This is a genomic window from Neglectibacter sp. CSJ-5 (assembly GCF_032490475.1).
Lineage (GTDB): Bacteria > Bacillota > Clostridia > Oscillospirales > Acutalibacteraceae > Hominenteromicrobium > Hominenteromicrobium mulieris.
On record NZ_JAVYJC010000003.1, the window covers coordinates 134,860 to 161,364 of the forward strand.

The 26,505-nt window shown below is 55.7% G+C and carries 27 protein-coding genes; 2 read left to right on the forward strand and 25 right to left on the reverse strand.

The annotated features are described in order from the left end of the window. Nucleotides 1-28: 28 nt before the first annotated feature. The gene (recQ, locus tag R2K26_RS07415) at nucleotides 29-1,846 is read left to right on the forward strand and encodes a DNA helicase RecQ (RefSeq protein ID WP_316519428.1); all 1,818 of its coding nucleotides are present in this window, start codon (nucleotides 29-31) and stop codon (nucleotides 1,844-1,846) included. Beyond that, a complete protein-coding gene (locus tag R2K26_RS07420) occupies nucleotides 1,847-4,348 on the forward strand; it encodes an excinuclease ABC subunit UvrA (RefSeq protein WP_316519429.1) in 2,502 nt (833 codons plus the stop codon). Between the two features lie 45 nt (nucleotides 4,349-4,393). Here R2K26_RS07420 and sigK read toward each other — a convergent pair whose 3' ends face one another. From sigK to R2K26_RS07545, 25 genes are all read right to left on the reverse strand, one after another. Beyond that, a complete protein-coding gene (sigK, locus tag R2K26_RS07425) occupies nucleotides 4,394-5,077 on the reverse strand; it encodes an RNA polymerase sporulation sigma factor SigK (protein WP_308449025.1) in 684 nt (227 codons plus the stop codon). 62 nt (nucleotides 5,078-5,139) lie between these two features. Beyond that, on the reverse strand, nucleotides 5,140-5,799 hold the full coding sequence (locus R2K26_RS07430) for a histidine phosphatase family protein (protein WP_316519430.1): 660 nt from the start codon (nucleotides 5,797-5,799) through the stop codon (nucleotides 5,140-5,142). Nucleotides 5,800-5,804: 5 nt separating this feature from the next. Then, nucleotides 5,805-6,716 (reverse strand): dihydroorotate dehydrogenase, encoded by a 912-nt coding sequence (locus tag R2K26_RS07435; protein WP_308448962.1) that lies wholly within the window; start codon nucleotides 6,714-6,716, stop codon nucleotides 5,805-5,807. Continuing rightward, nucleotides 6,716-7,474 carry a dihydroorotate dehydrogenase electron transfer subunit gene (locus tag R2K26_RS07440; RefSeq protein WP_316519431.1) on the reverse strand — a complete coding sequence of 253 codons (759 nt, stop codon included), beginning with the start codon at nucleotides 7,472-7,474 and terminating at the stop codon, nucleotides 6,716-6,718. Before R2K26_RS07440 ends, R2K26_RS07435 begins: the two co-directional genes overlap by 1 nt. A gap of 23 nt (nucleotides 7,475-7,497) precedes the next feature. After that, nucleotides 7,498-8,436: an orotidine-5'-phosphate decarboxylase gene (pyrF, locus tag R2K26_RS07445; protein ID WP_316519432.1), complete on the reverse strand. Its 939-nt coding sequence runs from the start codon at nucleotides 8,434-8,436 to the stop codon at nucleotides 7,498-7,500. 49 nt (nucleotides 8,437-8,485) lie between these two features. Continuing rightward, complete coding sequence (locus R2K26_RS07450; RefSeq protein ID WP_316519433.1) at nucleotides 8,486-9,772, reverse strand: dihydroorotase; 1,287 nt, start codon at nucleotides 9,770-9,772, stop codon at nucleotides 8,486-8,488. 5 nt (nucleotides 9,773-9,777) lie between these two features. Beyond that, the gene (locus tag R2K26_RS07455) at nucleotides 9,778-10,293 is read right to left on the reverse strand and encodes a YdcF family protein (protein ID WP_316519434.1); all 516 of its coding nucleotides are present in this window, start codon (nucleotides 10,291-10,293) and stop codon (nucleotides 9,778-9,780) included. Nucleotides 10,294-10,407: 114 nt separating this feature from the next. Continuing rightward, nucleotides 10,408-12,231, reverse strand: a complete 1,824-nt coding sequence (locus tag R2K26_RS07460; protein WP_316519435.1) for an LCP family protein — start codon at nucleotides 12,229-12,231, stop codon at nucleotides 10,408-10,410. A 179-nt stretch (nucleotides 12,232-12,410) separates the two neighbouring features. Beyond that, a complete protein-coding gene (locus R2K26_RS07465) occupies nucleotides 12,411-13,781 on the reverse strand; it encodes a P-loop NTPase (protein WP_176820738.1) in 1,371 nt (456 codons plus the stop codon). Next, nucleotides 13,778-14,596: a bacterial Ig-like domain-containing protein gene (locus tag R2K26_RS07470; RefSeq protein WP_316519436.1), complete on the reverse strand. Its 819-nt coding sequence runs from the start codon at nucleotides 14,594-14,596 to the stop codon at nucleotides 13,778-13,780. The genes R2K26_RS07465 and R2K26_RS07470 overlap by 4 nt, the downstream gene beginning before the upstream one ends. Beyond that, on the reverse strand, nucleotides 14,593-15,318 hold the full coding sequence (locus R2K26_RS07475) for a CpsB/CapC family capsule biosynthesis tyrosine phosphatase (protein WP_316519437.1): 726 nt from the start codon (nucleotides 15,316-15,318) through the stop codon (nucleotides 14,593-14,595). The genes R2K26_RS07470 and R2K26_RS07475 overlap by 4 nt, the downstream gene beginning before the upstream one ends. Next, the gene (locus R2K26_RS07480; RefSeq protein WP_316519438.1) at nucleotides 15,315-16,778 is read right to left on the reverse strand and encodes a hypothetical protein; all 1,464 of its coding nucleotides are present in this window, start codon (nucleotides 16,776-16,778) and stop codon (nucleotides 15,315-15,317) included. The genes R2K26_RS07475 and R2K26_RS07480 overlap by 4 nt, the downstream gene beginning before the upstream one ends. 221 nt (nucleotides 16,779-16,999) lie before the next feature. Further along, on the reverse strand, nucleotides 17,000-17,527 hold the full coding sequence (hpf, locus tag R2K26_RS07485) for a ribosome hibernation-promoting factor, HPF/YfiA family (protein WP_176820742.1): 528 nt from the start codon (nucleotides 17,525-17,527) through the stop codon (nucleotides 17,000-17,002). A gap of 265 nt (nucleotides 17,528-17,792) precedes the next feature. After that, a complete protein-coding gene (locus tag R2K26_RS07490; RefSeq protein WP_308448973.1) occupies nucleotides 17,793-18,305 on the reverse strand; it encodes a S1 RNA-binding domain-containing protein in 513 nt (170 codons plus the stop codon). 33 nt (nucleotides 18,306-18,338) lie between these two features. Next, nucleotides 18,339-18,644 (reverse strand): septum formation initiator family protein, encoded by a 306-nt coding sequence (locus R2K26_RS07495; protein WP_176820744.1) that lies wholly within the window; start codon nucleotides 18,642-18,644, stop codon nucleotides 18,339-18,341. A gap of 77 nt (nucleotides 18,645-18,721) precedes the next feature. Then, complete coding sequence (gene yabQ / locus R2K26_RS07500; RefSeq protein ID WP_316519439.1) at nucleotides 18,722-19,156, reverse strand: spore cortex biosynthesis protein YabQ; 435 nt, start codon at nucleotides 19,154-19,156, stop codon at nucleotides 18,722-18,724. After that, complete coding sequence (locus R2K26_RS07505; RefSeq protein ID WP_316519440.1) at nucleotides 19,153-19,425, reverse strand: YabP/YqfC family sporulation protein; 273 nt, start codon at nucleotides 19,423-19,425, stop codon at nucleotides 19,153-19,155. The genes yabQ and R2K26_RS07505 overlap by 4 nt, the downstream gene beginning before the upstream one ends. A 128-nt stretch (nucleotides 19,426-19,553) precedes the next feature. Next, a complete protein-coding gene (locus tag R2K26_RS07510) occupies nucleotides 19,554-19,802 on the reverse strand; it encodes an RNA-binding S4 domain-containing protein (protein WP_176820747.1) in 249 nt (82 codons plus the stop codon). A gap of 100 nt (nucleotides 19,803-19,902) precedes the next feature. Further along, nucleotides 19,903-20,178: an HU family DNA-binding protein gene (locus R2K26_RS07515; RefSeq protein WP_176820748.1), complete on the reverse strand. Its 276-nt coding sequence runs from the start codon at nucleotides 20,176-20,178 to the stop codon at nucleotides 19,903-19,905. Between the two features lie 74 nt (nucleotides 20,179-20,252). After that, entirely contained in the window at nucleotides 20,253-20,951 is a 699-nt protein-coding gene (gene mazG / locus R2K26_RS07520; protein WP_316519441.1) for a nucleoside triphosphate pyrophosphohydrolase, read from the reverse strand. An 8-nt stretch (nucleotides 20,952-20,959) separates the two neighbouring features. After that, on the reverse strand, nucleotides 20,960-22,720 hold the full coding sequence (locus tag R2K26_RS07525) for a polysaccharide biosynthesis protein (protein WP_316519442.1): 1,761 nt from the start codon (nucleotides 22,718-22,720) through the stop codon (nucleotides 20,960-20,962). A gap of 105 nt (nucleotides 22,721-22,825) precedes the next feature. Continuing rightward, the gene (locus R2K26_RS07530; RefSeq protein WP_316519443.1) at nucleotides 22,826-23,332 is read right to left on the reverse strand and encodes a zinc ribbon domain-containing protein; all 507 of its coding nucleotides are present in this window, start codon (nucleotides 23,330-23,332) and stop codon (nucleotides 22,826-22,828) included. Nucleotides 23,333-23,488: 156 nt separating this feature from the next. Then, nucleotides 23,489-24,457, reverse strand: a complete 969-nt coding sequence (locus tag R2K26_RS07535) for a nucleoside kinase (protein WP_316519444.1) — start codon at nucleotides 24,455-24,457, stop codon at nucleotides 23,489-23,491. After that, nucleotides 24,429-25,886 (reverse strand): coproporphyrinogen dehydrogenase HemZ, encoded by a 1,458-nt coding sequence (gene hemZ / locus R2K26_RS07540; protein ID WP_316519445.1) that lies wholly within the window; start codon nucleotides 25,884-25,886, stop codon nucleotides 24,429-24,431. The genes R2K26_RS07535 and hemZ overlap by 29 nt, the downstream gene beginning before the upstream one ends. A gap of 10 nt (nucleotides 25,887-25,896) precedes the next feature. Further along, nucleotides 25,897-26,505 carry an MBL fold metallo-hydrolase gene (locus R2K26_RS07545; protein ID WP_316519446.1) on the reverse strand — a complete coding sequence of 203 codons (609 nt, stop codon included), beginning with the start codon at nucleotides 26,503-26,505 and terminating at the stop codon, nucleotides 25,897-25,899.

Sequence of the window (26,505 nt, forward strand, 5' to 3'; positions counted from 1 at the left end):
GTATTTTTGACCGCAAAGGAACAGATCTATGGAAACGAAACTCGATATTCTGCGGCGCTATTTCGGTTACACGTCCTTTCGCCGCGGTCAGGAGGAAATTGTAGACGCACTGCTCACGGGCCGCGATGCGCTGTGCGTCATGCCGACGGGCGCAGGCAAATCCGTGTGCTATCAGGTGCCGGCACTCCTGCTGCCGGGCATCACGCTTGTCATCTCCCCGCTCATTTCGCTGATGAAAGACCAGGTGGAATCGCTGACGCAGGCGGGCGTGCACGCGGCATACCTCAACAGCTCGCTCACCCCGGCACAGTACAGCCGCGCACTGCACAATTTATCCGAGGGGTTGTATAAGCTCGTCTACGTCGCGCCGGAACGCCTTTCGACCGAGAATTTCCGCACGGCCGTAGAGAACCTCCATATTTCTCTCATCGCCGTGGATGAAGCGCACTGCGTCTCTCAGTGGGGGCAGGACTTCCGCCCGGACTATTTAAAGATTGCGGAATTTGCCGAAAGTTTGAAAAATCGCCCGACGATCGGCGCATTCACCGCCACGGCAACAAAAGCCGTGCGCAAGGACATTGCGGAGCACCTGCACCTCATTGAACCCGTGCATATCACGACGGGCTTTGACCGCCCGAACTTATATTTCGGCGTGCAGACGCCGCACAGTAAGGCGCTGGCGCTTTTGAAGCTCATTGAGGAACGCCCGGGAAAATGCGGCATTGTGTACTGCTCCACGCGCCGCACCGTGGAAGAAGTGGACGCGCTTTTAAACGACAAGGGCATTCCTTCCACGCGCTACCACGCCGGTCTGCCGGAGGAAGAACGCAGGCAAAACCAGGACGATTTCGTCTATGACCGCAAGCCCATTATGGTCGCAACGAACGCGTTCGGCATGGGCATCGATAAATCCAACGTGTCGTTCGTCATCCACTACAACATGCCGAAAAACCTCGAGAGTTATTATCAGGAAGCCGGGCGTGCCGGGCGCGACGGCAGCCCCGCCGAGTGTATTTTGCTTTACAGCCCGCAAGATGTGCGCACGAACCGCTATTTAATCGAAAACAGCGACCCGAACCCCGACCTCGACTTTGAAACGCAGGAAAAGCTCATCCAGCGCGAATACGACCGTCTGCGAAAAATGACATATTACTGCACGACGGCGGACTGTCTGCGCGCGTTCATCTTAAAATACTTCGGCGAGCCCGCCGAGGAATACTGCGGCAATTGCTCCAGCTGCGCGGGCGGCTCCGTTTTGGTAGAGGCCACCGTGGAAGCACAGCAGGTGCTCTCCTGCGTGGCGCGCACCGGGCAGCGGCTCGGCATCAACATGATCTGCGACATTCTGCGCGGCAGCGAAAATGAGCGTGTTTTGCAAATGAATCTGCAAACACAGTCCACCTACGGGCTCATGCGCGAAAAGCCGATTTTTGAAATTAAGCGTATCATCGACGCACTTTTGATGCAGGAATTGCTCATCCAGACCGACGGGCAATACCCGGTTTTAAAGCTGACACAGAACGCGCGGCCGGTTTTGCTCGGGGAAAAAAGCTTTGAAATGCGTATTCCCGTGCCGCAGGAAAAAGCGAAGAAGCCGGACAAGGCCGCAGGCGATGCCGACCCGAAGCTTTTCGCACGGCTGAAAAAGCTGCGTGCCGCGCTTGCCGCAAAAGCGAGCGTGCCGGCCTACGTCGTTTTCACCGACGCCACTTTGCGCGATATGTGCGCAAAAATGCCGACGGACGAACAGGAGCTTTTGCAGGTCTCCGGCGTGGGCGAGCGCAAGGCGCATCGCTACGGCAAGGCCTTTTTGGAAGAGATCAACCGCAAAGCGGAGGAAGAATAAATGGAACAAGCAAAGCACAAATTCAATCTTGTCGACCACATCGAGGTGCGCGGTGCGCGCGTGCACAACCTCAAAAACATTGACATCCATGTGCCGTTGCATAAGATCGTTGGCGTAGCGGGTGTTTCGGGCTCCGGCAAATCGTCGCTCGCGCTCGGTGTTTTGTATGCAGAGGGCTCACGGCGGTATTTGGAGTCGCTTTCCACCTACACGCGCCGCCGTATGACGCAGGCGGCACAGGCACAGGTGGACGAAGTTCTGTATGTCCCGGCCGCGCTCGCACTGCACCAGCGCCCCGGCGTACCGGGCATCCGCAGCACATTCGGCACGGGCACGGAGTTACTCAACAGCCTGCGCCTGATGTACTCGCGCCTTGCAAGCCACCGCTGTCCGAACGGGCACTACATTCAGCCGACATTGGCCGTCGCGGCGGGTCAGCCGTGCGTGTGCCCCGTTTGCGGTGCGGAATTTTTCGCGCCGTCCGCGGAGGAACTCGCGTTCAACAGCCAAGGCGCGTGCCGCAAATGTGATGGCACCGGCATCGTGCGCATTGTGGACGAAAGCACCCTTGTACCGGACGACACCCTCACGATCGACGAAGGCGCCGTGCGCCCGTGGCAGACGCTGATGTGGTCTTTGATGAAGGACATCGCCCGCGACCTCGGCGTGCGCACCGACGTGCCGTTCCGCGAGCTGACGGAAAAAGAAAAGGACATTGTGTTTCACGGCCCTGCCATTAAAAAGCACATGATCTACCAGAATAAAACGAGCGGCGCAGCAGGCGAAATGGATTTCACCTACTTCAACGCCGTGTATACCGTGGAAAACGCGCTCTCCAAAGTCAAAGATGAAAACGGCATGAAGCGCGTGGAAAAGTTTCTCAAGACCGAACCGTGCCCGGACTGCGGCGGCTCACGGCTATCGGAGAAAGCTCGCGCTCCGAAGCTTCGCGGCATTTCTTTAGATGAAGTCTGCCGTATGACGCTCGCCGGCCTCACCGATTGGGTCGCGGACGTACCGGGTTCGCTGCCCGAAGAAATGCGTCCCATGGCGCAGAGCATCTGCGATTCGTTTACATTGAATGCCAAGCGCCTTTTGGAGTTAGGGCTCGGCTACTTGACGCTCGACCGCGCCGCCTCCACGCTTTCCACAGGCGAGCGCCAGCGCATGCAGCTTGCCCGTGCCGTACGCAACCGCACCACCGGCGTTTTATATGTGCTCGATGAGCCTTCCATCGGCTTGCACCCGGCGAACATCGTCGGCCTCACCGGCGTGATGCACGATCTCATCGACGACGGCAACTCCGTTCTGCTCGTCGACCATGACACGCAGATTTTGAGCGAGGCCGACTGGCTCATTGAAATGGGCCCGGAAGCCGGTGCAAAAGGCGGCCATGTCATCGCGGAGGGCACAACAGATGACATTAAGATAAACGAAAACTCGCAGATTGGCCCGTTTTTGGCGGGAAAGCAGGGCATCTCGCGACAGAAAGCACCCGAAAGCGAGCTTTTCCAAAACGGCGCTATTCACCTTTCCACCGACCGCATCCATACGGTGAAGCCGCTCGAAGTGGATATTCCGAAAGGCCGCCTGACCGTTGTTACGGGCGTTTCCGGCTCCGGCAAAACGACGCTCATTCTGGAAAGCCTTATCCCGGCGCTTTCGGCGCATATTCGTGGTGAAAAGCTACCAGCGCACGTGAAGTCGGTCAGCGCCGAGGGCATTGACCAGGTGAAGCTCATCGACGCTACGCCTATCGGTATCAACGTGCGCTCCACCGTTGCGACATACGCCAATGTGCACGATGAGCTGCGCAAAATTTTCGCCCGCACGCCGGACGCCAAAAAAAGCAAATACAAAGCCGGCGACTTCTCCTACAACACCGGCAAGCTGCGCTGCCCCACCTGCGACGGTACCGGCAGTATCAGCTTGGACGTGCAGTTTTTGCCCGATGTGAATATCCCCTGCCCGGACTGCCGCGGCAGCCGTTACGGCAAAGACGCATCGAAGATCCGCTGCGTGACGAAAAGCGGCGAAGCGTACACCCTGCCCGAAATCATGGACATGGACGTGCGCACGGCGCTTTCGGCCTGCAAGGACTGGAAGCTCGTCTCGCAGAGATTAAATGTCTTAAACAGTCTCGGCCTCGGCTACCTCACGCTCGGTGAGGAAACGCCCGGACTTTCGGGCGGCGAAGCGCAGCGCTTAAAGCTTGCGAGTGAGATGGGCAAGGCACAAAGCGGCTCCGTGTTCGTGTTCGACGAGCCGACCATCGGCCTGCACCCGCTCGACGTGCAGACACTGCTCACCGTGTTCCAAACGCTCATCGAAAGCGGCGCGACTGTCATCGTTATTGAGCACGACCTCGACGTCATCCGCAGCGCTGATTATATTCTCGATATGGGCCCCGGCGGCGGTGAAGCGGGCGGTCGGCTTGTCGCCTGCGGCACTCCGGAACAGATCAAAAACGCCGCGGACAGCGTGACCGGAAAATTTATTTAAACCAAGCGCGTGTACCCACAACTCCGTGTGATGCACGCGCCTTTTTTATTCGTCGAATGCTTTTCGCAGCTTTTGCAGCGCTTTTTTCTCAAGGCGCGAGACATAGCTGCGGGAAATGTTCAGCTTTTTTGCGACTTCTCTCTGCACGAGCGGTCGCTGGCCCGTAAGCCCGTAGCGCAGCAAAATGATCTCGCGCTCGCGCGGCGAAAGACGGGTCTTCACCGCGTCGTACAACTGCCGCACCTTCATGCGCAAGTCGATGTCCTCCAAAATGTGGTCGTCCGTCGCGATGGTGTCGAGCAGCGTCAGCGTGTTGCCGTCCTTGTCTGTATCGATGGGGTCGTTCAGCGATACGTCCTGCGCTGTCTTTTTCGCGCTGCGGAAGAACATCAGAATCTCATTTTCAATGCACCGCGAAGCGTAGCTCGAAAGCCGAATGCCCTTTGTCGGGTCGAAGCTGTCCACAGCCTTGATGAGCCCCACCGTGCCAATGGAAACGAGGTCATCGCGGTCATTTTCATCGGCATAGTATTTCTTCGCAATGTGCGCCACAAGCCGTAAATTGTGTTCGATGAGTTTTTGCCGCGCGTGGTGGTCGCCCGCCGCCATTTGCTCCAGATATTTTTTCTCCTCCGCCGCAGTCAGCGCCTTTGGAAACGACCCGGCGCTTGTGATGTGCAGAAAGAAAAACAAAATCGACGATAAATACTCCAAAAGCCCCCAAAGCATACCCACTCCCCCTTTGGAGAATGGTATGCTTCAGGGGCTTTTCTTATGTCTTTTGCTATATATTATTTGTGGACAACATACTGATTCGGGTCGCCGAGCAGTTCCTTCGGCAAGTGGCTTTTATCGCTGAGGCGCACCGTTTCCACGCTGCCGTCTTTGCCGATATAAAATTCCGAAACCGAGGTGTTGCCGCCGATACGAATATCACTCAAACGTTCAATATCGTGCTCCAAAATCTCACACGCCATGCAGCGCAACAAAAAGCCGTGCGACGTGATGACCGCTGTTTTGCCCATGCAATCCGCTTTCACGCGTGCAAGCGCTTTTTTTGCGCGGTCATAGACTTCCGCTGTCGTCTCCCCCTCCGGAAAAATGCAGTTTTGCGGGGAATTCTGCCACTTTTCGGCAAATACCGGATAATCCGCAAACGCTTTGTCAAGCTTCATGCCGGACAGCGCGCCAACATCCACTTCCATCAGCTCCGGCAGTTTTATGATGGGCAAACTGTGGTATAAATTCACCGCTTCCGCCGTTTTATACGCACGCTTTAACGGGCTCGAATACACAGCATCGATGGGGATGTTCCGAAACCGCAGCGCCAAAAGCGCCAGCTGCTTTTCTCCTGCAGCGCTGATATCGAGGTCAAGCTGACCCTGAAAAATATTCTCGTGGTTGCCGAGGCTTTCGCAGTGGCGCACGAGATATAAGTGCAATTTTTCCATATCATTTACCACGGACGCATCGCACCGGTCAATTCGGAAAGGGTCTTCACGCCGTTTTTATCCATGTAATTTGTAAGCCCTTCGGTAATCTTCACGGGCGCATACGGGTCTGTGAACAGCACGGTGCCGATCTGCAGCGCCGTCGCACCTGCAAGAAGCATTTCCACGGCATCCTGCCACGTGCTGATGCCGCCGAGACCGACGATCGGAATTTTCACCTTCTGATACGTCTGCCACACCATGCGCACTGCAATGGGCAAAAGCGCCGGGCCGGAGAAGCCGCCTGTGTTGTTGTGAATGATCGGACGCTTTGTGTTGATGTCGATACGCATGCCGGTCAGCGTGTTGATCATGGAGACAGCATCCGCACCGGCGCTTTCCGCCGCGAGCGCGATCTCGGAAATATCCGTCACATTCGGGGAAAGCTTCACCATCAGCGGCTTTTTGCAGTGCGCGCGAACCGCTTTCGTGATGTCTTCAACGCCTGCGCAGCTCGTGCCGAACTGCACGCCGCCCTGCTTCACGTTCGGGCAGGAGATGTTCATTTCGATCATGTCGATGTCGGTGTCATTCAGTTTTTCCGCCATGGCGCAGTAATCCTCCGGCGTGTTGCCGGCAATGTTCGCAATGATGGTCACACCCTGCTCGCGCAGCCACGGGAGATCTTTTTCGATGAAGTGATCGACACCCGGATTTTGCAGACCCACGGCATTCAGCATACCGCCGGGGGCTTCCGCAATGCGCGGCGCAGGATTGCCCGGTCGCGCCTTTAACGTGATGCCCTTAGAAGAAATACCGCCGAGTGCGGAGAGCGGGTAAAACTCTGCATATTCGCGGCCGAAACCGAACGTGCCGGACGCCGCAATGAGCGGATTATGGAACTCCACACCCGCAACCGAAACCTTTAAATCAGCCATCAGAATACCACCCTTTCTGCCGGGAACACCGGGCCGTCCTTACAGACATGGCCCATATACGTTTCACCGTTTTCGTCGTAAAGCTCCACCGCGCAACCGAGGCACGCACCGATGCCGCACGCCATGCGCTCCTCAAGGGAAATTTCGCACGGAATGTTGTGCGCTTTTGCAAACTCCGTCACGGCGCGCAGCATGACCTTCGGACCGCAGGCAAAAATTTTATCGGGGTGCACATCCTGAATTAAATCGATGACAAGGCCGTGGTGGCCGTAGCTGCCGTCATCCGTCGCAATGCGCAGGTCGCAGCCTGCCGCATGGAAGTCATCTTCGAGAATTACAAAATCCTTATTGCGGAAACCGACCGCCACCGTGGCGTTTTTGCCGCACTGCTTTGCTGCGCCGAAAAGCGGGGGCACACCGATACCGCCGCCGATGAACAAATTGTGCGCGTTCGGGTCGAACGTAAAGCCGTGGCCGAGGGGCGCCAAAATATCCATCTTGTCGCCGACCTCAAACTTCGAGAGCTGCTCTGTGCCCGCGCCGCGAATCTGGAACACAAAACGCAGCGTGCCGTTTTTCTTATCGATGTCACAGATAGAAATCGGGCGGCGCAGCGTTTTACCGGGCACGTAAATGTGCGCAAACTGTCCGGGCTGCGCCACTTCTGCCAGTTTCGGCGCTAAGACCGTATAATCAAAGGTGTTCTCTACGGTCTGCGTGCGGCGCAGTACCTCGCAGAGCTGAACGTCATATTTCATAGCTTGTCCTTTCCGAGCGTTACTCATCCGTTCGCGCGAATTTCGCCGATGCGTGCGTAGATCTCGTCGCGCATGCGAATGGCTTCGCGTCTTGCCGCCTGTGCATAGTCATGCTCGTCGCACTTTTCCTTCTGCCATGCGCACATAATGCCGCGGGAGGAATTGATGATGGCGCCGAGACCGTTCTTGTCAAACGCCGGGGCAACATCATCCGCGCCGCCGCCCTGTGCGCCGTAACCGGGCACGAGGAAGAACGTGTGCGGCGCCTTCTCGCGCATTTCGCCGAGCTGTGCCGGGTACGTTGCGCCGACGACCGCACCGACGCCGGAGTAGCCGTATTTGCCCATGACAGCTTCTCCCCAGTGCTCGCAGAACTCGCCCATGGTTTCGTAGACAGTCTTGCCGCTTTCCATTTTCTGATCCTGCAATTCGCCGGAGGACGGGTTGGAGGTCTTCACGAGCACAAAAATACCCTTATCTTCCGCTTCGCAAACGCCGAGCAGCGGCTTGATGCCGTCCGTGCCGAGGTAGCCATTCACGGTCAGCGCGTCCGCACCGAAGGCTTCCGTTTTCTCGCCGAACACATCCGTTTTGCCGAGGTGCGCCGTGGCGTAGGCTTCCATCGTGGTGCCGATGTCGTTGCGCTTGCCGTCCGTGATGACGAACATGCCCTTTGCGCGCGCGTAGGCGACGGTCTCCGCAAGGGTTCTCACGCCCTGCCAGCCGTACATTTCATAGTACGCCGCCTGCGGCTTTACGGCCGGGACAATATCGCACAGCGCGTCGATGAGGCCCTTGTTGTATTCGAGCAGTGCGGCGGCCGCAGCCTCCAGCGTTTTGCCATACTTTGCGACGGCACCGTCCAGAATGTAGGACGGAATGTACGCGAGCTTCGGGTCAAGACCTGCAACGGTCGGATTCTGGGTTTCCACAATTTTTTCAATCATACGGTCAAAAGACATAGTAATCCCTCTCTCATTTCAAATCTATAATTTCAAATTTCTCAAACTTTTACAGTTCATTAAATACAACTCTGCCGCCGCAGACGGTCGCCTTTACGCGGCCCGTGAGCGTCATGCCCTTAAACGGCGTGTTGCGGCTTTTGCCGTGCAGCTTTTCGGGGTCCACAACCCACGCTTCGTGCTCGTCAATCAGCGCAATATCGGCCACTTCTCCCGCACCGATGGCGCCGGCTTCAATGCCGAGCAGCTCCGCCGGACGCACGCTCATCTTTTCGATGAGCTCTGTAAGCGTCAAAACGCCGGTCTTTACAAGCGCGGTATATGCCGCCGCAAACGACGTTTCCATACCGATGGAGCCGTTCGGCGCGTGCAGAAAATCGGCTTTTTCCGCCGGCGTGTGCGGCGCGTGGTCGGTCGCGATGACGTCGATCGTGCCGTCCTTTACGGCCTCGATCATCGCAAGGCGGTCCTTCTCGCTGCGCAGCGGCGGGTTCATGCGGTAGTCCGCGTCGTGCTTTTCGAGCGCTTCGTCGGTCAAAAGCAAGTAGTGCGGCGCGGTCTCCGCCGTCACCTTTACGCCGCGGGCTTTGGCATCACGGATGAGCGCCGCAGAGGTTGCCGTGCTGACATGGCAGATGTGCACCGGCACGCCATACGCCGCAGCCGCCGCAATTTCGCGCGCCGTGCCGCAGTCCTCCGCCGCCGCAGGTACGCCGGGCAGATTGAGCTTTTCGGAAACTTCTCCCTCATGCATGACCCACTTTTTCGCGAGGAACAAATCTTCGCAGTGCGCCGTCACGCGCATGTGGAGCTTCGGCGCTTCGCATAATGCCTTTACAAGGCAGGCGGTATCAATGACCGGGCGACCGTCGTCGCTCAAGGCAATGGCACCGGCATCGTGCAGCGCTTCTAAGTCGCACAGCTCTTCGCCTTTCAGCCCCTTTGTAATCGCCGCCGCAACGTAAACATGCGCATCGGCGGTCTTTGCTTTGTCCAAAATATAGCGCACAGTCTCGGGCGTATCAACCGCCGGCTTCGTGTTCGGCATACACAAAAGGCTCGTCACGCCGCCCGCCGCAGCCGCACGGCAGCCCGTGTAAATATCTTCTTTATCGGTAAAGCCAGGGTCACGCAAATGCACATGCATATCCACAAAGCCCGGCACCGCCGTTAAACCTTTTGCTTCAATGACTTCGGCATCCGCATCGTACAGGTTTTCGGAAACCGCGCTGATGCGGTCCCCGGAGATCAAAATATTGCCGATATAATCCTCGCCGCGCGCGGGGTTCAAAATGCGCGCACCGCGGATCAGCAAGCGCTTTTGCTCTTGTTCCATTCGTCTCATTCCTTTCGGGTAAACAGCAGGAATTTCAGGATAGCCAGAAATTCTCGGCACAGGTTTTTCGGCAGACTTTTCAAATTGGTCTTCGCATGCAGCGGATACGGCGTAAGTCCCAACATTTTTGCCATGCGGCAGGCGCGCCACTGGTGGTAACTTTGCGTTGCAAGCAAAACGGTATCGGAAAAGCCATTTTCGCGCAGAATATCCCGCGCAAAACGCAGGTTTTCAAGCGTCGTTTTGGAGTTTACTTCCGCAAAGATGCGCTTCGGCGCAACCCCGAACTTCATCAGCGCTTCCTTTGCGGCTTCGCCCTCGCTTTGCGGCTCGTCCTTGCCCTGCCCGCCGGTCGTGATACAAACGGCTTTCGGATAGGCTTTTAGATACGATGCTGCAGTATCCACACGATATTGAAACGCGCGACTGAGGTGCGCGGGGCAGGTTTTCGATGCCCCCACCACCCGTGCGCCAAGCACAATGACAACGCCGTTTTCGGGCAATTTTCTTCTTCGGTGCATAGTTTCTCCTTGTCGCATACTGAATAGCCAAAACACCTCATAATAATTATAAAGAATTCCCCCGAAAACCGCAAGGGCTTCGGGGGAAAAAGTTTACATGGTATGAAATTTCATTTAAGCCGCAGGCTCTGCGATTGTTTCGCCGCCGTTTGTGCCGGGATCCGGCTCTGCCGGTGTCTCGCCGCCACCGGAGGGTTCGGATGGAATCTCTTCGCCGCCGGAAGGCTCAGACGGTGTCTCGTCACCGCCCGCAGGTTCAGACGACGTTTCGCCGCCGGAGGGTTCGGATGGCACAGAAGGCTCTTCGTAGCCGGAATTGTCGGATCCACCCGAATAGCTGTAATCGTTGCTGTCGGAGTAGCTGTAGTTGTCGCTGGAGCTGCTCTGGGTACCGCTTCCGCTGCTCGTGTACGAGGCAGCGGGGTCACCCGGCATAGAAGCATATCTTGTGCGATCTGCATCCGTAATGTTCGTATCGGACTTCGAGAGCGTTTTGCCGTCCTTAACAGCCTGCATCAGCTCTTTTGCCTTATTTACGGTGTTATAATCCGGACGCATGACGTAGGCGTAATCGCTCATGGAGTACGGGATCTGCGAATCGCCCGTGCCGGTCACGCTGTATTGGACGACGTTCCAAGAGCCGTTATCGGAAAGCTGACGGCGCACGAGCGCCGCGATGTCGTCATACGGCACATCCATCTCGAAGCAGTCCTTGATGCTGTCCATAATGGAGTTGTAGCGCACCAGAATATCCGGGGAAAGTGCCTTATCGATGATGGCGGAAATAACCTTCAGCTGGTTTTTACCGCGCTGAATATCGCCATCCACAAACGAATAGCGCTCGCGGGCAAAGGTCAGCGCCATTTTGCCGTCCATCTGCACCTTGCCCACCGGGTACGTATAATCGCCTTTTGTAAACGCAACATCGTTATCGACCGTAATGCCGCCGAGCGCATCCACAATGCCGGTAAAGCCGGAGAAATTGAGGCGGAAATAGTAATCAATATCCGTATCATACAGCATTTCGAGCGTGCCTATGGAAACGTTCACGCCGTAAATACCCGCATGTGTCAGCTTATCCGGGATGCCGCCCGAAACAGGCAGCGGCACATAGTAGTCGCGCGGGGTCGTCACAAGCAGAATCTGGCGCGTTTCCGTATTGATTGTCGCCAAAATGTTTACGTCGCTGCGGCCGACCGTGTTAAGGCCCTGGCGTGTATCGCTGCCGCTGATGTACAAGGTGTAGATGCGATTTTCCGCATCGCTGTTGCCGGTGCTCTGCGTCTTTTCCGCTTCGCTCTGTACCGCCGTTTCCACGTGCAGCACTTCAAGCTCGCGAATTTTGCTTTCTACATCGGCGTATTTATCGAGCTCCGTCACAACGTCGAGGTATGCAGTATTTAGGATGATCGCACCGCATTCTTTGTTGAGCAGGCCGTCGATGAGCTGTGTGATGCCGGCATACGTCTTCGTCGTCACTGCGCTGCCAAAGCGCTCCGTGATCTGGCTGACGGCGGAATCGGTGCTTTCGCGGTCAAGCGATTCCAAAATGCCGAACGTATAGCCCTTTGTGTCTTCCAACGCGGAAGCCGGGTCATCCGTGCGCACATAGACCGCTACGGGCGTATATTCCGTGCGCACCGCGCCAATCTCCGTCAGCGTGCCGGTCGCGACCGAAATGTAGTTGCTCGCAAGACCAAGCACCAGCGTCAGCACCAGGGAAAGCGACGCGCCGCAGATGAACTGCCCTTTATTTCGGATGCTGCGCACCAACAAAACAGCAGAAGCCACCAAAAGGACAAGTGCAATACCGCCAAGGATCAGCAGCTTCGTCGGCACCATCTTGCTTTGCAGAAGGATCACCATAAACACGGCAAACACTGCCACCAAAAGGACAGAGATCACAATGCCCGGGATCCGTTCCTTCCATTTGCTCATATCGTGTACTCCTTTGATTTTGACGTTTCGGGAAAAGTCGGCGCGCCGCGCATTCCGCGGCAGTGCCTTATCCGAGTTATTATATCGCTTTTACCCGTTGTGCGTCAACGGATTTGAACAAAAAGCCGTCAAAATCAGTAAAACGCCGACAAAACATCTGCATTTTTAGCTACAAGGCACTATTTTGACGAAGCCGTCCGCACTGCAAAAAGCTGCTGCGGGTGCACAGCCGCGTAAAAATCATTCAGGATAAATCCGGCAAAATCCGTCCCGCTCTGCGTGAGCGCGTCGGCGCAGTCGTTTACTATACCGGCCGGAGTGTAGTCCTGCCGCACAACGAGCACCGAAAGATCCGAAAGCGCACTGAGCGCCTCGGCATCGGCGGAAAGCAGCATCGGTGGGGAATCGAGCAAAACATAGTCAAAGCGTTCGTCCGCCCGCGCCGCCAAAAGCAGCTTTTTCAGCTTTTCGCTGTGCAAAAGGCGCTCCGGGTGCGCGGCGGGCGCGGTAAGGCCGAGCGAAATGCCGTATTTTTCCGAAAAAATAAGCGGCGGCTCCGCGTCTTTCTCTGCCTGCAAATATTGCCCGATCCCGTTTTTAGCCGCCGTGCGCAGGCCGAAAATTTTGTGCAACGCCGGTTTTCTTAAATCGAGATCCAACAGCAGCACATGCCGCCCGCGCATGGAAAGCGCCAGCGCCAAATTTGCCGCTACGCTTGATTTTCCTTCGTTTTCTCCCGCGCCCGTGAGCAGCAGCACTTTTTTGCCGTCCCGCCGCATGCGGTGCTCCAACGCCGCACAGAGATCCTGATACGCTTCCGTGTAGGTGTACCGCACAAAAGGGTCTGTCAGCAGCGCCGCAGCCTTGCGCCCCGCACCGCGGCTCTTTTTTACGAACAGCCGCTTTTCCTTGCGCTCGTGCCCGATGGTGCCCAGCACGCGCCCATCCAGCTTGTGCCGCGCGGCCTGCGGAGTTTGCACCGTATCGCGCCGCAGAAACAAAACCGATACAATCAGCGATGCAGCCAGCATCGCGCCCACACAGGCCCGCATGCGGTACGGCTTTAAGTCCACCGGGTTTGAAGGAGCAAGCGGCACCTGCGGGTCGCGGATGACGCGCAGCTCGGCGTTTGAGAACAGCTCGTCCGTCAGGTCTGCGTGGTTTTCCAGCACATTTTTCAACGATAAAAACGATTCGCGCGGGTTTTCCGCCGTCACCTGCACATTGATGAGGTTTGTCTCCGGCAAAACGGAAGCCACAACGTCGCACTGCGCGGCCTCGCGGAACGTATCGCTTTGAAACACACTCGCAAACACCTGCGCCATGCGGGCCGTGAGATCTAAAGAGGTATACGCGCTCGTGCCGCCCTTTACATTTACCGCCACGGTCGCCGAAGCGGTATACACAGGGTGATACGTAAAAAGATGATACCCCTCCACGCACAGCCATGCCGTGAGCACCGCCAAAATCAACACCCACAGATTATAGAGCAGCCCACGCAGCACGCACACGGGGTGCAGGTCACCCCAAAAAAAGCGCTCGTCCTTCACGTTTTCCCCTCCTCCACGATCACCGTCAGGCAGGCGCGCACGGTCTCTGTTTCCGTCTCTGCCGCATACTGCACCGGGTAACAACCGGGCTTTGCGGTATCTATTTGCGTCACTGTCTGCTTTTTCACCTTTACCGCCGTGCCTGCATGGTCAAACACGCCCTCCAAATAATCCTTCGGCTCAAACTTTTCGCCTGCCTTCACATACACGATTCCCTGCTTCAGGCGAATTTCAAGACTGCTGTCGCTCAGCTGCATATAAAGCTGCATCTCGCTCTGTCCGCCGTAGGAATTCGTCACGGATACCGGCAGCGTGTACATGTCGTTTTCCACAAAAGTAATATCTTCGGTGAACAGTCGAATACGGTCGGAAACGTCGCCGTCCATTACGTCCTCCGCTGTGATCTGCGCCAAAAGCGCGGGCATCTCGCCCGTGCGGTAGGTCGACGGTACATTCAGCGCAAAGCGCGGCGGGTTGTAATCCGTATACCGCACCGTGCGCGTGAGCGTCGCCGCGTGGCAGTCCGCATCGAACACCACGTATTTTATGCGCCGACGGTCGCCGTCCAACAACGCGGACATACCCGCAATGCAGATCTCATCCGTCAGGTCTCCGTCATGCGCGTCTTCGGCATGCAGCCCCGCGCAATACGCGCTTTCCGGCGCGGTGACGCTGAGCGCAAGTTCGCCGTCCGTTTCGTCCGTCAAAACGGGCATGGAGGTATCCTGCGCCTGTACGCGCGGCACGGCAACCCACAGGTAAAACGTCAGTGCGGCGCAGAACAGCACTGCCATTACCATTTGAAATACCCTCATGCGATTCTCTCCTTTCCGGCTTCGCCGCTCAGAATTCTGCGTGGGTTTTCATGCAGCATCCGCTCGGCATACGCAGCACCGAAGTGCTCCGTGAGCCACGCGTTCACGTCCTCCAAAATCGGTCTGCGGTACGCGGTCCCGTGCCCGTCGCTCGCCACGCAAAAAGCCAGATCGCGCTCCAGCAGCACCCGCGCGGTCTCTGCCGCCCTGCGCCCGAAAGCGCCGAAAATACCGCTGCGCGTCACTTGCAGCGCGGCCCCCCGCTCTGTCCACAGCTCCGCGCGCCAAGGTTCGTTTTGCAAAATGACGTACCGCTCCGGGTGTGCGATGAGCGGCACATACCCGTATTTTCGTATATGCTCAGTCGCCGCCGCGCACCATTCCGACGAGTCGAGCGGGTCAAACTCCACCAAAAGGAACCGACTTTCGCCGAGCGGCTGCACGTCGCCGCTTTGCAGGCGGTCAAACAGCGTGCCGTCCGCCATCATTTCCATGCCGAAAAAGAGCTTTACGGGCAGACCTTCCCGCGCAGCCGCCGCTTTTAGACGCTCAAATTTTCCCAAATACTGCGTCTTCGTCACCCACGCCCCATGCGGCGTGACGGCTAAAGCTTTCGTGCCATGCTCTGATGCCATACGCAGCATCATAAGAGACGCTTCAAGCGTTTCCGCGCCGTCATCCACGCTGGGCAGCACATGCGCGTGCAGATCGATATAGCTCATACCGTCTCCTCCCGTGTGCGGTGCGAGCCGTAATGACCGTAGCCGTAATGCCCGTAGCGACCGTATTTTCCGTATCCGTAGCCATAACCGTACTTGCCGTAACCGTAGCCGGAAAGCCCCGCCTGTACGCCGTTCAGCACGCAGCCCGCAACGGTCACATCGCAGCTTAGGAGCTTTTCGATGCCCGCTTTGATCTTCGTCCGCGATGCGCGATCTTGCTCGATGACGTACACCGCCGCATCGCAGCTTTCCGCCGCGGGCAGAATTTCCGCAAAGCGCGCGCTTTCCGGGGCAATGAGCAAAACGCAGTCCGCGTCTTCGCGCAGAGAAGCAATCGCGCCGCGCAGATTTTCGCCAACAGCGAGCACCTCGCGCGGTGAAAGCCCGCGGCTGCACGCGGCGTAGCGATACGGCTCTGCACCGCGCCGATGCAGCACCTCCTGTACCGGGCAGTGCCCAAAAAGACACGCTTCCAAGCCCGGCGAGAGTTTATCCATGCCGCGCTTTAAATCTAAATCGATCAGTACCACGCTTTTGCCCATTTCGCCCAGCACATGCGCGGCAGTCATCGCCGTGGTGCGCACGCCTTCCCCGGGCAGTGTGCCGCAAAACAGCAGCACCTTGTCACCCGATGCCGCCATGCGACGTTCAAGGCGCATGGCAAGCCCGCGCGCAGCCTCGCGGTAATGCTCCGGCACATGCGGGTTCGTAAGGGTGAGCGTTTCGCGCCTACTCTTGCTTCGCTTTTTAAAGACGACCTTCGGCAGTGTGCCGAGACACAAAAGATGCAGCTTAGATGCAATCTCCTCCTCGCGCCGCACGGTGCGCCGTGTGCAGCCGTACAGCAGGATCACTCCTGCGCCAAAAAGCAGGCCGTACGCCGCGCCCGTCAACGCCGCACGTTTGCCGTCGAATATATTATACGGCGTGGTCGGCAGACTTGGGGCGCTCAGCATATGGAGCTTAATGTCGCCCAGCACGTAGCGTGCGGCCTCCGGGTAACAATCAATAGCGGCGTTCAGGACATTCAACGTGCTTTCGGCATTCGCGCCCGTCGCGGTCAGCGTGAACAGGTTGGAATCCTCCACTGCGCTCGCCGAAAGCGAAGCTGTAATAGAATCCGTGCCGAGCGCCTGCTTGATGCTGTCCGTTAAGAGCTCACTTTCGAGTATGTACGGGAACGTGCGTGCGAGCTGCGAAGCCGTGGCGGTGTTGTAATAAAACCCGTAGCTGAACCCGCCGCTTTCCCCGCTGCCGGTGGCAACCGTGAACGAAGCCGCCGCGCGGTACAGCGGGCGATACGCGCGCTTTGCCGTGTACCACGAGCCCGCGGCGCACAGTACCGTGAGCAAAAGGCACGCCCACCACAGCTTTTTCACACCGCGCAGCACATCGTGCAAAAGCGTGATGATGTCGATGGGCTCCGGCACCGCTTGCTTTTCCTTTTGCGTCTCCTCCATATAGACCTCCGAAATGCTTCATTTTTCATATACCGTAACGTTTTAAATGCCTGTCTGCGAATTTCACGGGCATTATAGCATTTTGCGCCCGATTTCTCAAGCACTTTCGGGATATTGTATATATACAAATATCGCAAATTCCGTTAAAAAATGAAAAAAAGCGACGCCTCAAGCGAGGCGCCGCCAATAATCGACAAATTAAATTTCTATTTTAGTTTCAATCAGCCTTCCGGCTCCAGCACGCCGTACTTGCCGTCGCGGCGCTTATACACCACATCAATCTCGCCGGTGTCGCCGTCACGGTACATGAAGAACGTGTGGCCCAGCATTTCCATCTGCAAAATGGCTTCTTCCACCGTCATGACCTTCACATAGAACGTCTTGCGCTTTGCGATTTCCGGTTCGTCTTCCTCATCCGGCATATCGTAGTACGTATCCGGCAGCTCCACGGGCTGCATCTTCTGTGCGCGCTCAAGGCGCTTTTTATTTCTACGGATCTGGTTGCCCAGTGCCGCCACAACATCATCCAACGCTTCGTTCATTTCCGGCGCAGTGGCTTCTGCACGGTACAGCATGCCGCGCTGCTTAATCATAATCTCCACGGTCTGGCGATTCTTTTCCAGCGTTACGGTTACGGTAGCATCCGCGTCTTCATCAAAGATGCGGTCAAACTTAGAGAGCTTGCGCTGCACCAGTTCCTTAAAATTCTCTCTCAGGTTCACTTTTCTGCCAACGATCTTGATGTTCATACGTCTACCGGTTTTTTCCGCAAAAAGCACAAAGGGATGTGCTTTTTTTCATCTACGGAAAAAACACATCCTTTCTGAAAGACTCGGCTTTCATTATTCAGCTTACGGCTTCTGCCGTTCTCTGTACCTACAGTATAAATCATTTGAACAAAAATTGCAATAGAAAAATAAAATTTTCAAGATTTATAAACAATTTGTTTGCGATTTAAATTTCTCATAAAACAAAAAGCGCCGTTCCGAAGAACAGCGCCGTTTCTGTTTTACTTTAGTTGTTGCGCGGGCCCTTGCGGGAATAACCGCCGCCGCGCTTATTTTCCGCACGCTTGAGGTCCGAGATCTTCTCATCGCTCATCTGCTTAAAGCGGGACATCATATCTTCAAAAGAGCCGGAGTTTTCGCGCGCGCGCCACTCATAATCGCCCGGTCTTGCGGGGCTCTGCACCGGGGCAGAAGCTTCGCGGCGGTGATAATTGTTCTGGCGCGGGGGTCTGCCGTTCTCATCGCGGCGGCGCGGGGGGCGCTGCTGCTGCGCGTTTTCGTCTGCCTTTTTCATGGAAAGGCTGATCTTGCCGTCTTCATTGATGCCGATGATCTTGACCTTCACGGTCTGGCCTTCCGTGACGAAATCGCGAATCTCCTTTACGAAGACCGGGGCAACCTCTGAAATGTGCACCATACCGGTCTTGCCGTTACCGAGATCGACGAATGCGCCGAACTTTGTGATGCCCGTTACCTTGCCCTCAAAAATTGCTCCGACCTCAAGCTTTGTTTCCTGCATACCCTCTAATTTTCCTCCGGGATTTCAAATTTGTTAGTTGTTGCCGCCTACATTGTAGAACACACGCTCGCCGGGCTTTACATAGTCCAGTTCGCGGCGTGCCACCTTCTCCGCATAGTCTGTGTTGTCTGCGTTCTCTTCATTCAGGTCATAGCGCAGCTCGTCATTGACGACCTGCTGTTCCTTAAGCTCGTTTTTCAACTGCTGCAGTTCGTCCTTTTTCTGACTGATGGAGATCTGCTGCCCGACGAGCATAGTGACCATGAAGCACGCAAAACAGAACACGGCGACCTTTAAAAGGAGGCTGCCCTTATAGCGTTTAATCTTGACTTCTTCCATGGGATTCCTCCCCTTTCCTTATGCCGAGCGTTCGGCTGCTTTTCTTGTTCCATTATATAATGATGCGCCGTCATTATTCAAGTCCTTTTTTCGCTTTTTTTCGATTTGTTCAGAAATGATTTGTGTTTTTTCCCGCTTTTTAGCAATGCTTCCACCTTTTTCCGCCGTCCTTGCGCATATTTTGCAAAAATTCGGTTTCTAAAGCAGTGCAAGCGGCGCTCTGCATACGGCAAAAAGCGGCAAATGCCGTGCGTCACCGTGACCTGCACGCATAAAAAGCCGATGACTTCGCAGGCGATTTGAAAAAAGCGCGCGTGCCCGACGCTGACCGCAAGGGACAGCAAAAACGTGGCGACGGCGGCAAAAAGACAAAACAGCACATCCGTAACCGCTGCCGCGATTTTGCCGAGAGAGAACAGCAGGCGCAAAAACTCCAACACGGCAAACACAAGCCCCAAAAACACACCGCACACAAGGCACAGCAACAGCGTTTCTGCCGGAATGCCGCTCATTTTAAAAGCCTTTTTAAAACGCCCGCCGGGCGCACGCCGTCTGTGTACGAAAGCGCCAGCACGCGGCCCTTTACAAGCAGCTCGCCCGTTTCGGCGCTCATGTTTTCAATGTACAGCCCTTCGCCCTTAATGTGCAACCTTCCATCTGCCGTCTGCACCGTGATGAGCGTCTCGCTGAAAAAATCCACGCGCGTAACGCCGCTTGCCGTAAGACGCGAGCGGTTTTCAATGTGCAAAGAATGTGCTTTTGCGCTTGCCGTCTGTGCCACTGTATCACCGATCCTCTTTTATGCTGTATCGCCTATTTATATGCAGCGATTTTCGGAAAAAGACCGAACAAGCAGCGAATATTTATGCACAAGAGCAGCTCAGCATGTTAAAAGCACAGTCAAAAAACTTACTTTTCTTCGATGATCTCGTACATCATAGCCGCTTCGTCTTTTTTTGCATATTCATTCACGGAAACAACGCGGGCCTTCACGGTGCGCGCGCCGAGCGTGAGCTCGATAACATCGTTCACCTTCACATCGTAGGAAGCGCGGGCAATCTTGCCGTTGACGACGACTCGACCGGCGTCGCAGGCTTCGTTTGCCACGGTGCGGCGCTTGATAATGCGGGAAACCTTCAAGTATTTATCCAGTCTCATGTTCAAACTCCTTTCTTTAATATATGGAGGCATAAAACTGCCTATAACAGAAGAACGGACCCACTTCGGGATCCGTTCCATCACAAATTATTCGCCAAAATTACTTATTGACAGATTCCTTCAGGGCCTTGCCGGCCTTGAATGCCGGAGCCTTGGAAGCCGGGATCACGATCTCAGCGCTCGTTCTCGGGTCACGGCCAACGCGCTCGCCTCTCTCGCGAACTTCAAAGGTGCCGAAACCTGCGATCTGAACCTTCTCGCCGCCTGCGAGGGACTCTGTGATGGAAGCGATAACAGCGGAAACAGCGTTTTCTGCGTCTTTCTTGGAAATGGTAGCCTTTTCTGCAACAGCAGCAATGAGTTCTGTTTTATTCATTATGAATAACCTCCAAATTTTTAGATTTATCTTCATCACCCGCGGCGCGAACCATCGCCGGAGCGTGAATTGCTTTATTCTTCTGCGCCGAACTGCTCAATATACGCGCGGCAGGCTTCAGACAGCGCCTGCTCTGCATCTACGCCGAGACGGCGTGCGAGCTCCGTTAAATTGAAAAGCGCTTTGCCAATCGATTCCGCGCCGTTTTCTTCGGTTGCACCGCTTACAGCTTTGCAAACGCTTTCGCGCAGGTCATCGGTCGTGCCGTTATCCGCGCCCATTTTCGCCGCCTTTTTCAGTACCTTCTGGGTACGCATCAAAGCGGGCATGGCGGGCGTTACGCTTTCAAGCACCTCGCGGTCAGACTTCTGTTTTTTCGTCTCGCGCTTAATCTGATCCCAGTTTGTCAGCACCTGCTCGGTCGTGTCCGCCGTCACATCGGCAAACACATGCGGGTGACGCTGCACCATTTTGGCAGCAACGTCGCTGATAACATCGTCAAGGTCGAACCGACCGGCTTCACGCTCGAGCTCACTGTGGAACGCCACCTGAAAAAGCACATCACCAAGCTCCTCGCGCAGCAGCACGGGGTCTTCCGTATCGATGGCTTCTATCGCTTCGTAGCACTCCTCAAGAAAATCGCGGCGGATGCTTTTGTGATCCTGCTCGCGGTCCCACGGGCAGCCGTCCGGCGCGCGCAGAATCGTGATGATCTCCTTGAGATCTTCCAGCGTATAACGGGATTTTCCTACATATTTCAACGCAGCTTTCATATTTTACCCTATCCCCCTGCTTTTTGCAAGTATTTTTCAAGTCTTTTTGTAATTTTTTCTCCGTTTGGCAGTGCTTTGATGTCTTCTTCGCAGATCCCGCGTGCAATCAGCAGGAAAACAACATAGATAAGCGCCCCCAAAAACACCGCAGGCAGCGCGGAAAAACGCGATTCCGGCAGCACCGCACACCATGCTTTGTGTGTTAAAAGAGCCGCCACGCCACAGCAAACGGATGCCAGAAACGGTTTTTTAAAAGTGGAAAAGAAATCTATTTTCACGCCGGCGATACGCCGTATCGCAATGCACGCCAATACACTTGTGAGCGCATAGCACACGAGCGTGCCGACAGCGCCGCCAAGCACGTTCACACGCGGCACAGCGGCGAGCGTGTAATCGAGCACGGCTTTTACGAATAGCCCAATGAGCGTCAGCACCACGGGCAGCTCCACATGGCCCATCGCCTGCAAGATGCTGTTCAGCGGCCCGCACAGCGCCGCAAAAACGGACGCCGCGCCCAAGGTCGTCAGCACGCGCCCCACGATGACCGTGCCCGGCCGTGCACCGTAGATCAGCAGTGCGGTGGGCTGCGCCAAAACGGAAAGCCCCACCCCCATCGGCAGTGCCGTCAAAAACGTAATACGCAGCACCGCTTCCACGGTGCGCTTCAGTTTCTGCGAATCCCCCGTCTGGAATGCCCGTGTCACGCTCGGCAGCGCGCTGACCCCGAACGACTGCGTTACGCTTGGCACGAGCAAAAAGAGTGTCAGCGCCATATTGTAGCAGCCGAAAAGGTAGTTCGGCACGGTTTCCGGCGCGGCGAGATTCCCTTTGGGAATCGCGCCGGCGTACATGGAAAGCAACGCTGCGGGGTCTGTCTGCACGGCATAGGCGACACGCGTCTGCAAAAATGACGCATCAATGAGTCCGGAAAAGCTCATGGCGACTGCCCCAAGCGAAATGGGCAGTGCAGTGCGCAGCAATTTTCCGGCCCAAATACGTTTGCTTTTCGGCTTCGGCGCACGTTGCAGCATCGCTTTTGTGACGCCGTCCCTGCGACTTTGGAAGACAAGCGTCAAAAGCCCCAGCACCGCGCCGAGCGTCACGCCGAGGATTGCGGCAGCAGCACCTAAAGCGCAGACAAGCTGACAGCCATCTGCTTCACTTTTCACGGTACAGCCGAATACCGTGCCGCTCGCTTGCAGCTCCCGTGTGCCCATATGCATCACAAAAATCGCGCCGGAAAGCCCGAAAATAAGCTTGCCGAGCGATTCCGCAACCTGCGAACGCGCCGTAGGCAGCATATTGCGCAGCCCCTCAAAATAACCGCGGTACACAGAGGAAATACTACACAGCGCGGCACACGGCGCAAGCGCCAACATGGAGAAAAGTGCGCCGGGGCTTTGCACCAAGCGCGTATAAAGCGGTGCAAAACTTGCCATCAGCAGAGCACAGAGAACGCCGATGACCGAAAACACCGGCAGCGCCGCCGCTTTGATTTGCCGCACGTCACGAAAATGTCCTAAGGCGTCCTCCGCCGCAGTCAGCCGCGCCACTGCCACGGGAAAACCGACGGTGGAAAGGCTGAACAGCACGTTAAAAAAACTATACGCCGTGCTGAAATATCCCATACCGTCTTCCGTGATGATACTCGATAACGGGATTTTAAACAACGCCCCAATGGCCTTCACCAGAAGAACGCCGAACATTAAAATGAACGCGCCGTGCAGAAATCCCTGCTGCACGCGCGCCGCGGGCCGTTTTTGCTCCATAAAACCCTTCCGTTTCAAAAAAGTTTCTCGGCGAAAGAAAAGGAAAGAGGGGGCACCTCTTTCCTTCTGGTTTTACGTCCTTGCAGGTCGGACCCGCGTTTTCAATTATTCCTCGGTCGTTTTCTCGGTCTTGACTTCCTCGGTCGGCTCAGCCGTCTTCTCTGTCTCGATTGTGACTTCCGTCGTCTCCGGCTCTGCGGGGACTTCGGCCTCCTCGACTGCTTCGGCAGCTTCTTCCGGCTCTGCCGGTGCGTTCTCCAGCTTTGCGCCGCAGTGGCTGCAGAACATGGAATCCGTCGGCATCTTCTTGCCACATGCCGGGCAAGTCACTTTATCCTGCATGGAAGCGTACTGTGCGGAAACCGCGGAAAGCTGTGCATACAGATCATCGATACCGGCGATCTGGTCTGCAAGCTCGGCTTCATCTGCGGAACCGGCCTTCTTGGCCTCGTAAATGAAGCGGCCAAGCCCCTGATAGCGTTTCGTAATCTCGCCGTTCAGCTCGGCCATATTGATGCGCAGCTTGGACATATCCACAAACTGGCCTGCCATTTTGCCTACGGTCTGTGCAGCGGATTTTGCGTTGACAACAACATCATCAAAAATTCCCATAACAAATTCTCCTTTTGTGGTTTGGAAACGGAACCTTAAGAAGCACACCGTTTCATGTATCTTTTTTCAGTCCCATTATAGCGCAATTTGTGTCAAAAAGCAAATGACAAACCGGCAATTTTGTAAACAAAGGTTAAATTTTTCCTGACAATAACCTTAATTCGTACCGTTTTCTACTTTCGGACCCAAAAATTCACGCAGCATAGAGTTTGCAGGCACCAGCTCGGCATCAATGGGCTCAAAGCGCATCAGACGGGCATCTAAATCGCGCGCCTTACGGTAACACGGGTTATCCTCCGGGATTTCGCGCAGAAGCGGAATGACAAGCCTGCGCAGCACACACGGTTCATAGATATGAATGGAGTTCACCGTGTAGTCCGCGGACAGGCGGTACGGGCGGATGTATTTATCTTCGCCCGCCACCACATTATCCCACATGGCGATGGTGCGCTCCGGCATGGTATCGCGGGAACGGATATCACGCGAGATGCGGCGCACAAGGCGAATATCCATCGGCGAAATGACCTCGCCGTTGATGTCCTTGATCTGCTGCTTCACGCTGACATACAGCTTTATGGTGCTGCCCTCCGGCAGATCACGCGTAAAAATGGGGTTCAGCGCGTGCAGACCCTCCATGATAACGAACCCGCGGTCGCTGACATCGAGCTTTCTTGCCGCCAATGTTCGGGTCTTCGTTGTAAAATCGTACTCCGGCAAAAGGCAGGAGCCGCTGTGAATGACGGAATTCAAACAATCCTGAATAAGCGCAATGTCGAGCGCGTCCACGGTCTCATAGTCCTTTTCGCCGTTCGGCAGCACGGGCGTTTCGTCCGGGCCAAGGTAAAAATCGTCAAGCGAGACAATCTCGGCGTGCACACCGAGCTTGCCGAGCTCGCGCTGCAATAAATGCGCCGTGGTAGTCTTGCCGCTGGAGGACGGCCCCGCCAGCATGCACACCTTCGCGGTTTTGTAATGCGTCACAATGTTGCGCGCAATGTTTTCGATGTGCTCGCGATAGGAATCCTCCACCTCATCGATCATGACCTGCGGGTTCAAAAGCGCCGCGTCGTTAATCTGCTCTAAGTGATTGATATATTTAATGTAACCGCTTGCGAAATTGCTCATATTGCTTCGCGATGCCCTCCTTTCGTTCGAGAATCTCCGGGTAACGGCTGATATATTCATACGAATATTTGAAGTTAAAAATGCGTGAAAGATCTTCGGAATACGGGTTCTTAAGCTTCGTCACGCCGCCTGCGCCGCACGCCAGCACCGTTTCGGTCTCATCCATCGTGAAAATATTATATGCACACGCGGTGCCCGGTTTTGCCCAGCCCGTATTCTCCAAATTGCCCGCCATGCGGCTTTGGCGATAGAGATAATACGGCTCAAGCCCCCGTTCTGTCAGCCGTTTTTCGGCATAAGCCATCATGCGGTCGGCAAGCGCGGCATCGGCGTGGGCCTTGTTGATCTCGCCGCTCTGCGTGATGAACGAGGAGCGCTTCAATGCGAGCGCGTGCACCGTCACGTTCTCAGGGTCAAGCGCAATGACCTTTTCGATTGTGTCACAGAACGTCTCATACGTGTCACCCGGCAAGCCGACAATGAGGTCCATATTGATATTCGTAAAGCCCGCTTCCCGCGCGAGGTGAAACGCATCCACAGTCTGCTGCGCCGTATGGCGGCGGCCGATGTTTTCGAGCACGTTGTCCTGCAAGGTTTGCGGGTTGATGCTGATACGCGAAACGCCGCTTTTAAGCAGCGCATCCAGCTTTGCACGGTCAATGGTATCCGGGCGGCCGGCCTCCACCGTAAGTTCCTCGCACTGCGACATGTCGAACGAATCTTTCACAACGCGGATCATCTCGGAAAGCTGCTCTGCGGAGAACGTCGTGGGTGTGCCGCCCCCGACATACACAGCGCGCAGGTTTAAGCCCAAAGCATCGGCGACTTTTGCCGTCTCTTTCAGCTCTTCCAAAAGCAGGCGGTGATATTCCGGGATCTGTTTCTTGGCCTTTTCCACGCTCTGCGAAACGAATGAGCAGTACGCGCAGCGCGTGGGGCAGAACGGCACGGAAATGTACAAAGAGTAGTCGTTTTCACGCACTTTATCCGTAATGGGCTTTTGTGCGCGCAGGGTGCGCACCGCAAGTGCCGTTTTTTCGTTTGAGACGAAATATTTTTCGCGGAACAGCCTTGCCGCTTCCGCTTCGCCGTGCTGTTCGGTCAGCTGGCGCAGGAGCTTAATGGGGTGAATGCCCGTCAGCATGCCCCAGCGCGGCATATTGCCCGTGTGGGCGCAAAATGCATCAAATAATAAAGACACCATGCCGTATTCGGTCTCTGCGCCTACTTTTGCTTTGCGCTCCGTTTTGCCGTCTGCGTCTTCAATGCGCACGATATATTCGCCGTTTTCTTCGGCGGTGTACACCGTGCGGTTTTCATCGCTCGGCATAAATTCGTGCTGTACCGTGACTTTGTCAAACGGGTAAAACACGCGGCAGAGGTTCTCCGCCTCATAATGATAAGGGTGATCGATAATATATAAAACCATACATTTTCCTTTATAAATACGGATTTCGGCGCTTTTCGTCTTCCAGCGTCGTCACGGGGCCGTGGCCGCCGCAGATATCGGGATTTCCGGGCAGCGCCGCAAGCTTTTTCAGAGACTCGCGCAGCTCGGCACTGTTGCCGGTTGGCAGGTCGCACCGCCCGACGGAGTAGCCCATCAGCGTATCGCCCGTAAACACGGCGTCCGGCGTAATGTAGCTCACGCCGCCCGCGGTGTGGCCGGGCGTGTGCAGCACCGTGACCGGCACTTCGCCGATCTGAAATGTTTCACCGTCTTTGAAAGCCTCGTGCACCTTGCAGGTGATGGACTCGTACATCATGAGAAGCGAGCCGTTTTGCTTATCGTCTGCTGCAAACGCCGCTTCCGTCTCATAGGCGCACACCGGCACACCGAGCATCTCGTGCAGGCGGTCAGCCTCCCAAATGTGGTCAAAATGGCCGTGTGTCAGCAAAATTCTCTGCACCGTATATTTTTTAATTTCATTTAACAGTACGTCGTTCAAAAAGCCGGGGTCAACGACCGCCGCCTGATTCGTTTTTTCGTCGATGAGCAGGTAGCAATTTTCCGAAATAGGCCCGCCCGTTATACATTTATATTTCAT

What these genes read in the sequence shown, in the direction of transcription:
- R2K26_RS07530 (WP_316519443.1), bottom strand. Translation starts at nt 23,332, where the DNA reads ATGGGAATTTTTGATGATGTTGTTGTCAACGCAAAATCCGCTGCACAG.
- recQ (WP_316519428.1), top strand. Translation starts at nt 29, where the DNA reads ATGGAAACGAAACTCGATATTCTGCGGCGCTATTTCGGTTACACGTCC.
- R2K26_RS07525 (WP_316519442.1), bottom strand. Translation starts at nt 22,720, where the DNA reads ATGGAGCAAAAACGGCCCGCGGCGCGCGTGCAGCAGGGATTTCTGCAC.
- mazG (WP_316519441.1), bottom strand. Translation starts at nt 20,951, where the DNA reads ATGAAAGCTGCGTTGAAATATGTAGGAAAATCCCGTTATACGCTGGAA.
- hemZ (WP_316519445.1), bottom strand. Translation starts at nt 25,886, where the DNA reads ATGGTTTTATATATTATCGATCACCCTTATCATTATGAGGCGGAGAAC.
- R2K26_RS07470 (WP_316519436.1), bottom strand. Translation starts at nt 14,596, where the DNA reads ATGAGGGTATTTCAAATGGTAATGGCAGTGCTGTTCTGCGCCGCACTG.
- R2K26_RS07495 (WP_176820744.1), bottom strand. Translation starts at nt 18,644, where the DNA reads ATGGAAGAAGTCAAGATTAAACGCTATAAGGGCAGCCTCCTTTTAAAG.
- R2K26_RS07475 (WP_316519437.1), bottom strand. Translation starts at nt 15,318, where the DNA reads ATGAGCTATATCGATCTGCACGCGCATGTGCTGCCCAGCGTGGATGAC.
- R2K26_RS07455 (WP_316519434.1), bottom strand. Translation starts at nt 10,293, where the DNA reads ATGCACCGAAGAAGAAAATTGCCCGAAAACGGCGTTGTCATTGTGCTT.
- hpf (WP_176820742.1), bottom strand. Translation starts at nt 17,527, where the DNA reads ATGAACATCAAGATCGTTGGCAGAAAAGTGAACCTGAGAGAGAATTTT.
- R2K26_RS07440 (WP_316519431.1), bottom strand. Translation starts at nt 7,474, where the DNA reads ATGAAATATGACGTTCAGCTCTGCGAGGTACTGCGCCGCACGCAGACC.
- R2K26_RS07435 (WP_308448962.1), bottom strand. Translation starts at nt 6,716, where the DNA reads ATGGCTGATTTAAAGGTTTCGGTTGCGGGTGTGGAGTTCCATAATCCG.
- R2K26_RS07535 (WP_316519444.1), bottom strand. Translation starts at nt 24,457, where the DNA reads ATGAGCAATTTCGCAAGCGGTTACATTAAATATATCAATCACTTAGAG.
- R2K26_RS07450 (WP_316519433.1), bottom strand. Translation starts at nt 9,772, where the DNA reads ATGGAACAAGAGCAAAAGCGCTTGCTGATCCGCGGTGCGCGCATTTTG.
- R2K26_RS07420 (WP_316519429.1), top strand. Translation starts at nt 1,847, where the DNA reads ATGGAACAAGCAAAGCACAAATTCAATCTTGTCGACCACATCGAGGTG.
- sigK (WP_308449025.1), bottom strand. Translation starts at nt 5,077, where the DNA reads ATGCTTTGGGGGCTTTTGGAGTATTTATCGTCGATTTTGTTTTTCTTT.
- R2K26_RS07545 (WP_316519446.1), bottom strand. Translation starts at nt 26,505, where the DNA reads ATGAAATATAAATGTATAACGGGCGGGCCTATTTCGGAAAATTGCTAC.
- yabQ (WP_316519439.1), bottom strand. Translation starts at nt 19,156, where the DNA reads ATGAGCGGCATTCCGGCAGAAACGCTGTTGCTGTGCCTTGTGTGCGGT.
- R2K26_RS07480 (WP_316519438.1), bottom strand. Translation starts at nt 16,778, where the DNA reads ATGGAGGAGACGCAAAAGGAAAAGCAAGCGGTGCCGGAGCCCATCGAC.
- pyrF (WP_316519432.1), bottom strand. Translation starts at nt 8,436, where the DNA reads ATGTCTTTTGACCGTATGATTGAAAAAATTGTGGAAACCCAGAATCCG.
- R2K26_RS07510 (WP_176820747.1), bottom strand. Translation starts at nt 19,802, where the DNA reads ATGAGACTGGATAAATACTTGAAGGTTTCCCGCATTATCAAGCGCCGC.
- R2K26_RS07490 (WP_308448973.1), bottom strand. Translation starts at nt 18,305, where the DNA reads ATGCAGGAAACAAAGCTTGAGGTCGGAGCAATTTTTGAGGGCAAGGTA.
- R2K26_RS07515 (WP_176820748.1), bottom strand. Translation starts at nt 20,178, where the DNA reads ATGAATAAAACAGAACTCATTGCTGCTGTTGCAGAAAAGGCTACCATT.
- R2K26_RS07460 (WP_316519435.1), bottom strand. Translation starts at nt 12,231, where the DNA reads ATGAGCAAATGGAAGGAACGGATCCCGGGCATTGTGATCTCTGTCCTT.
- R2K26_RS07430 (WP_316519430.1), bottom strand. Translation starts at nt 5,799, where the DNA reads ATGGAAAAATTGCACTTATATCTCGTGCGCCACTGCGAAAGCCTCGGC.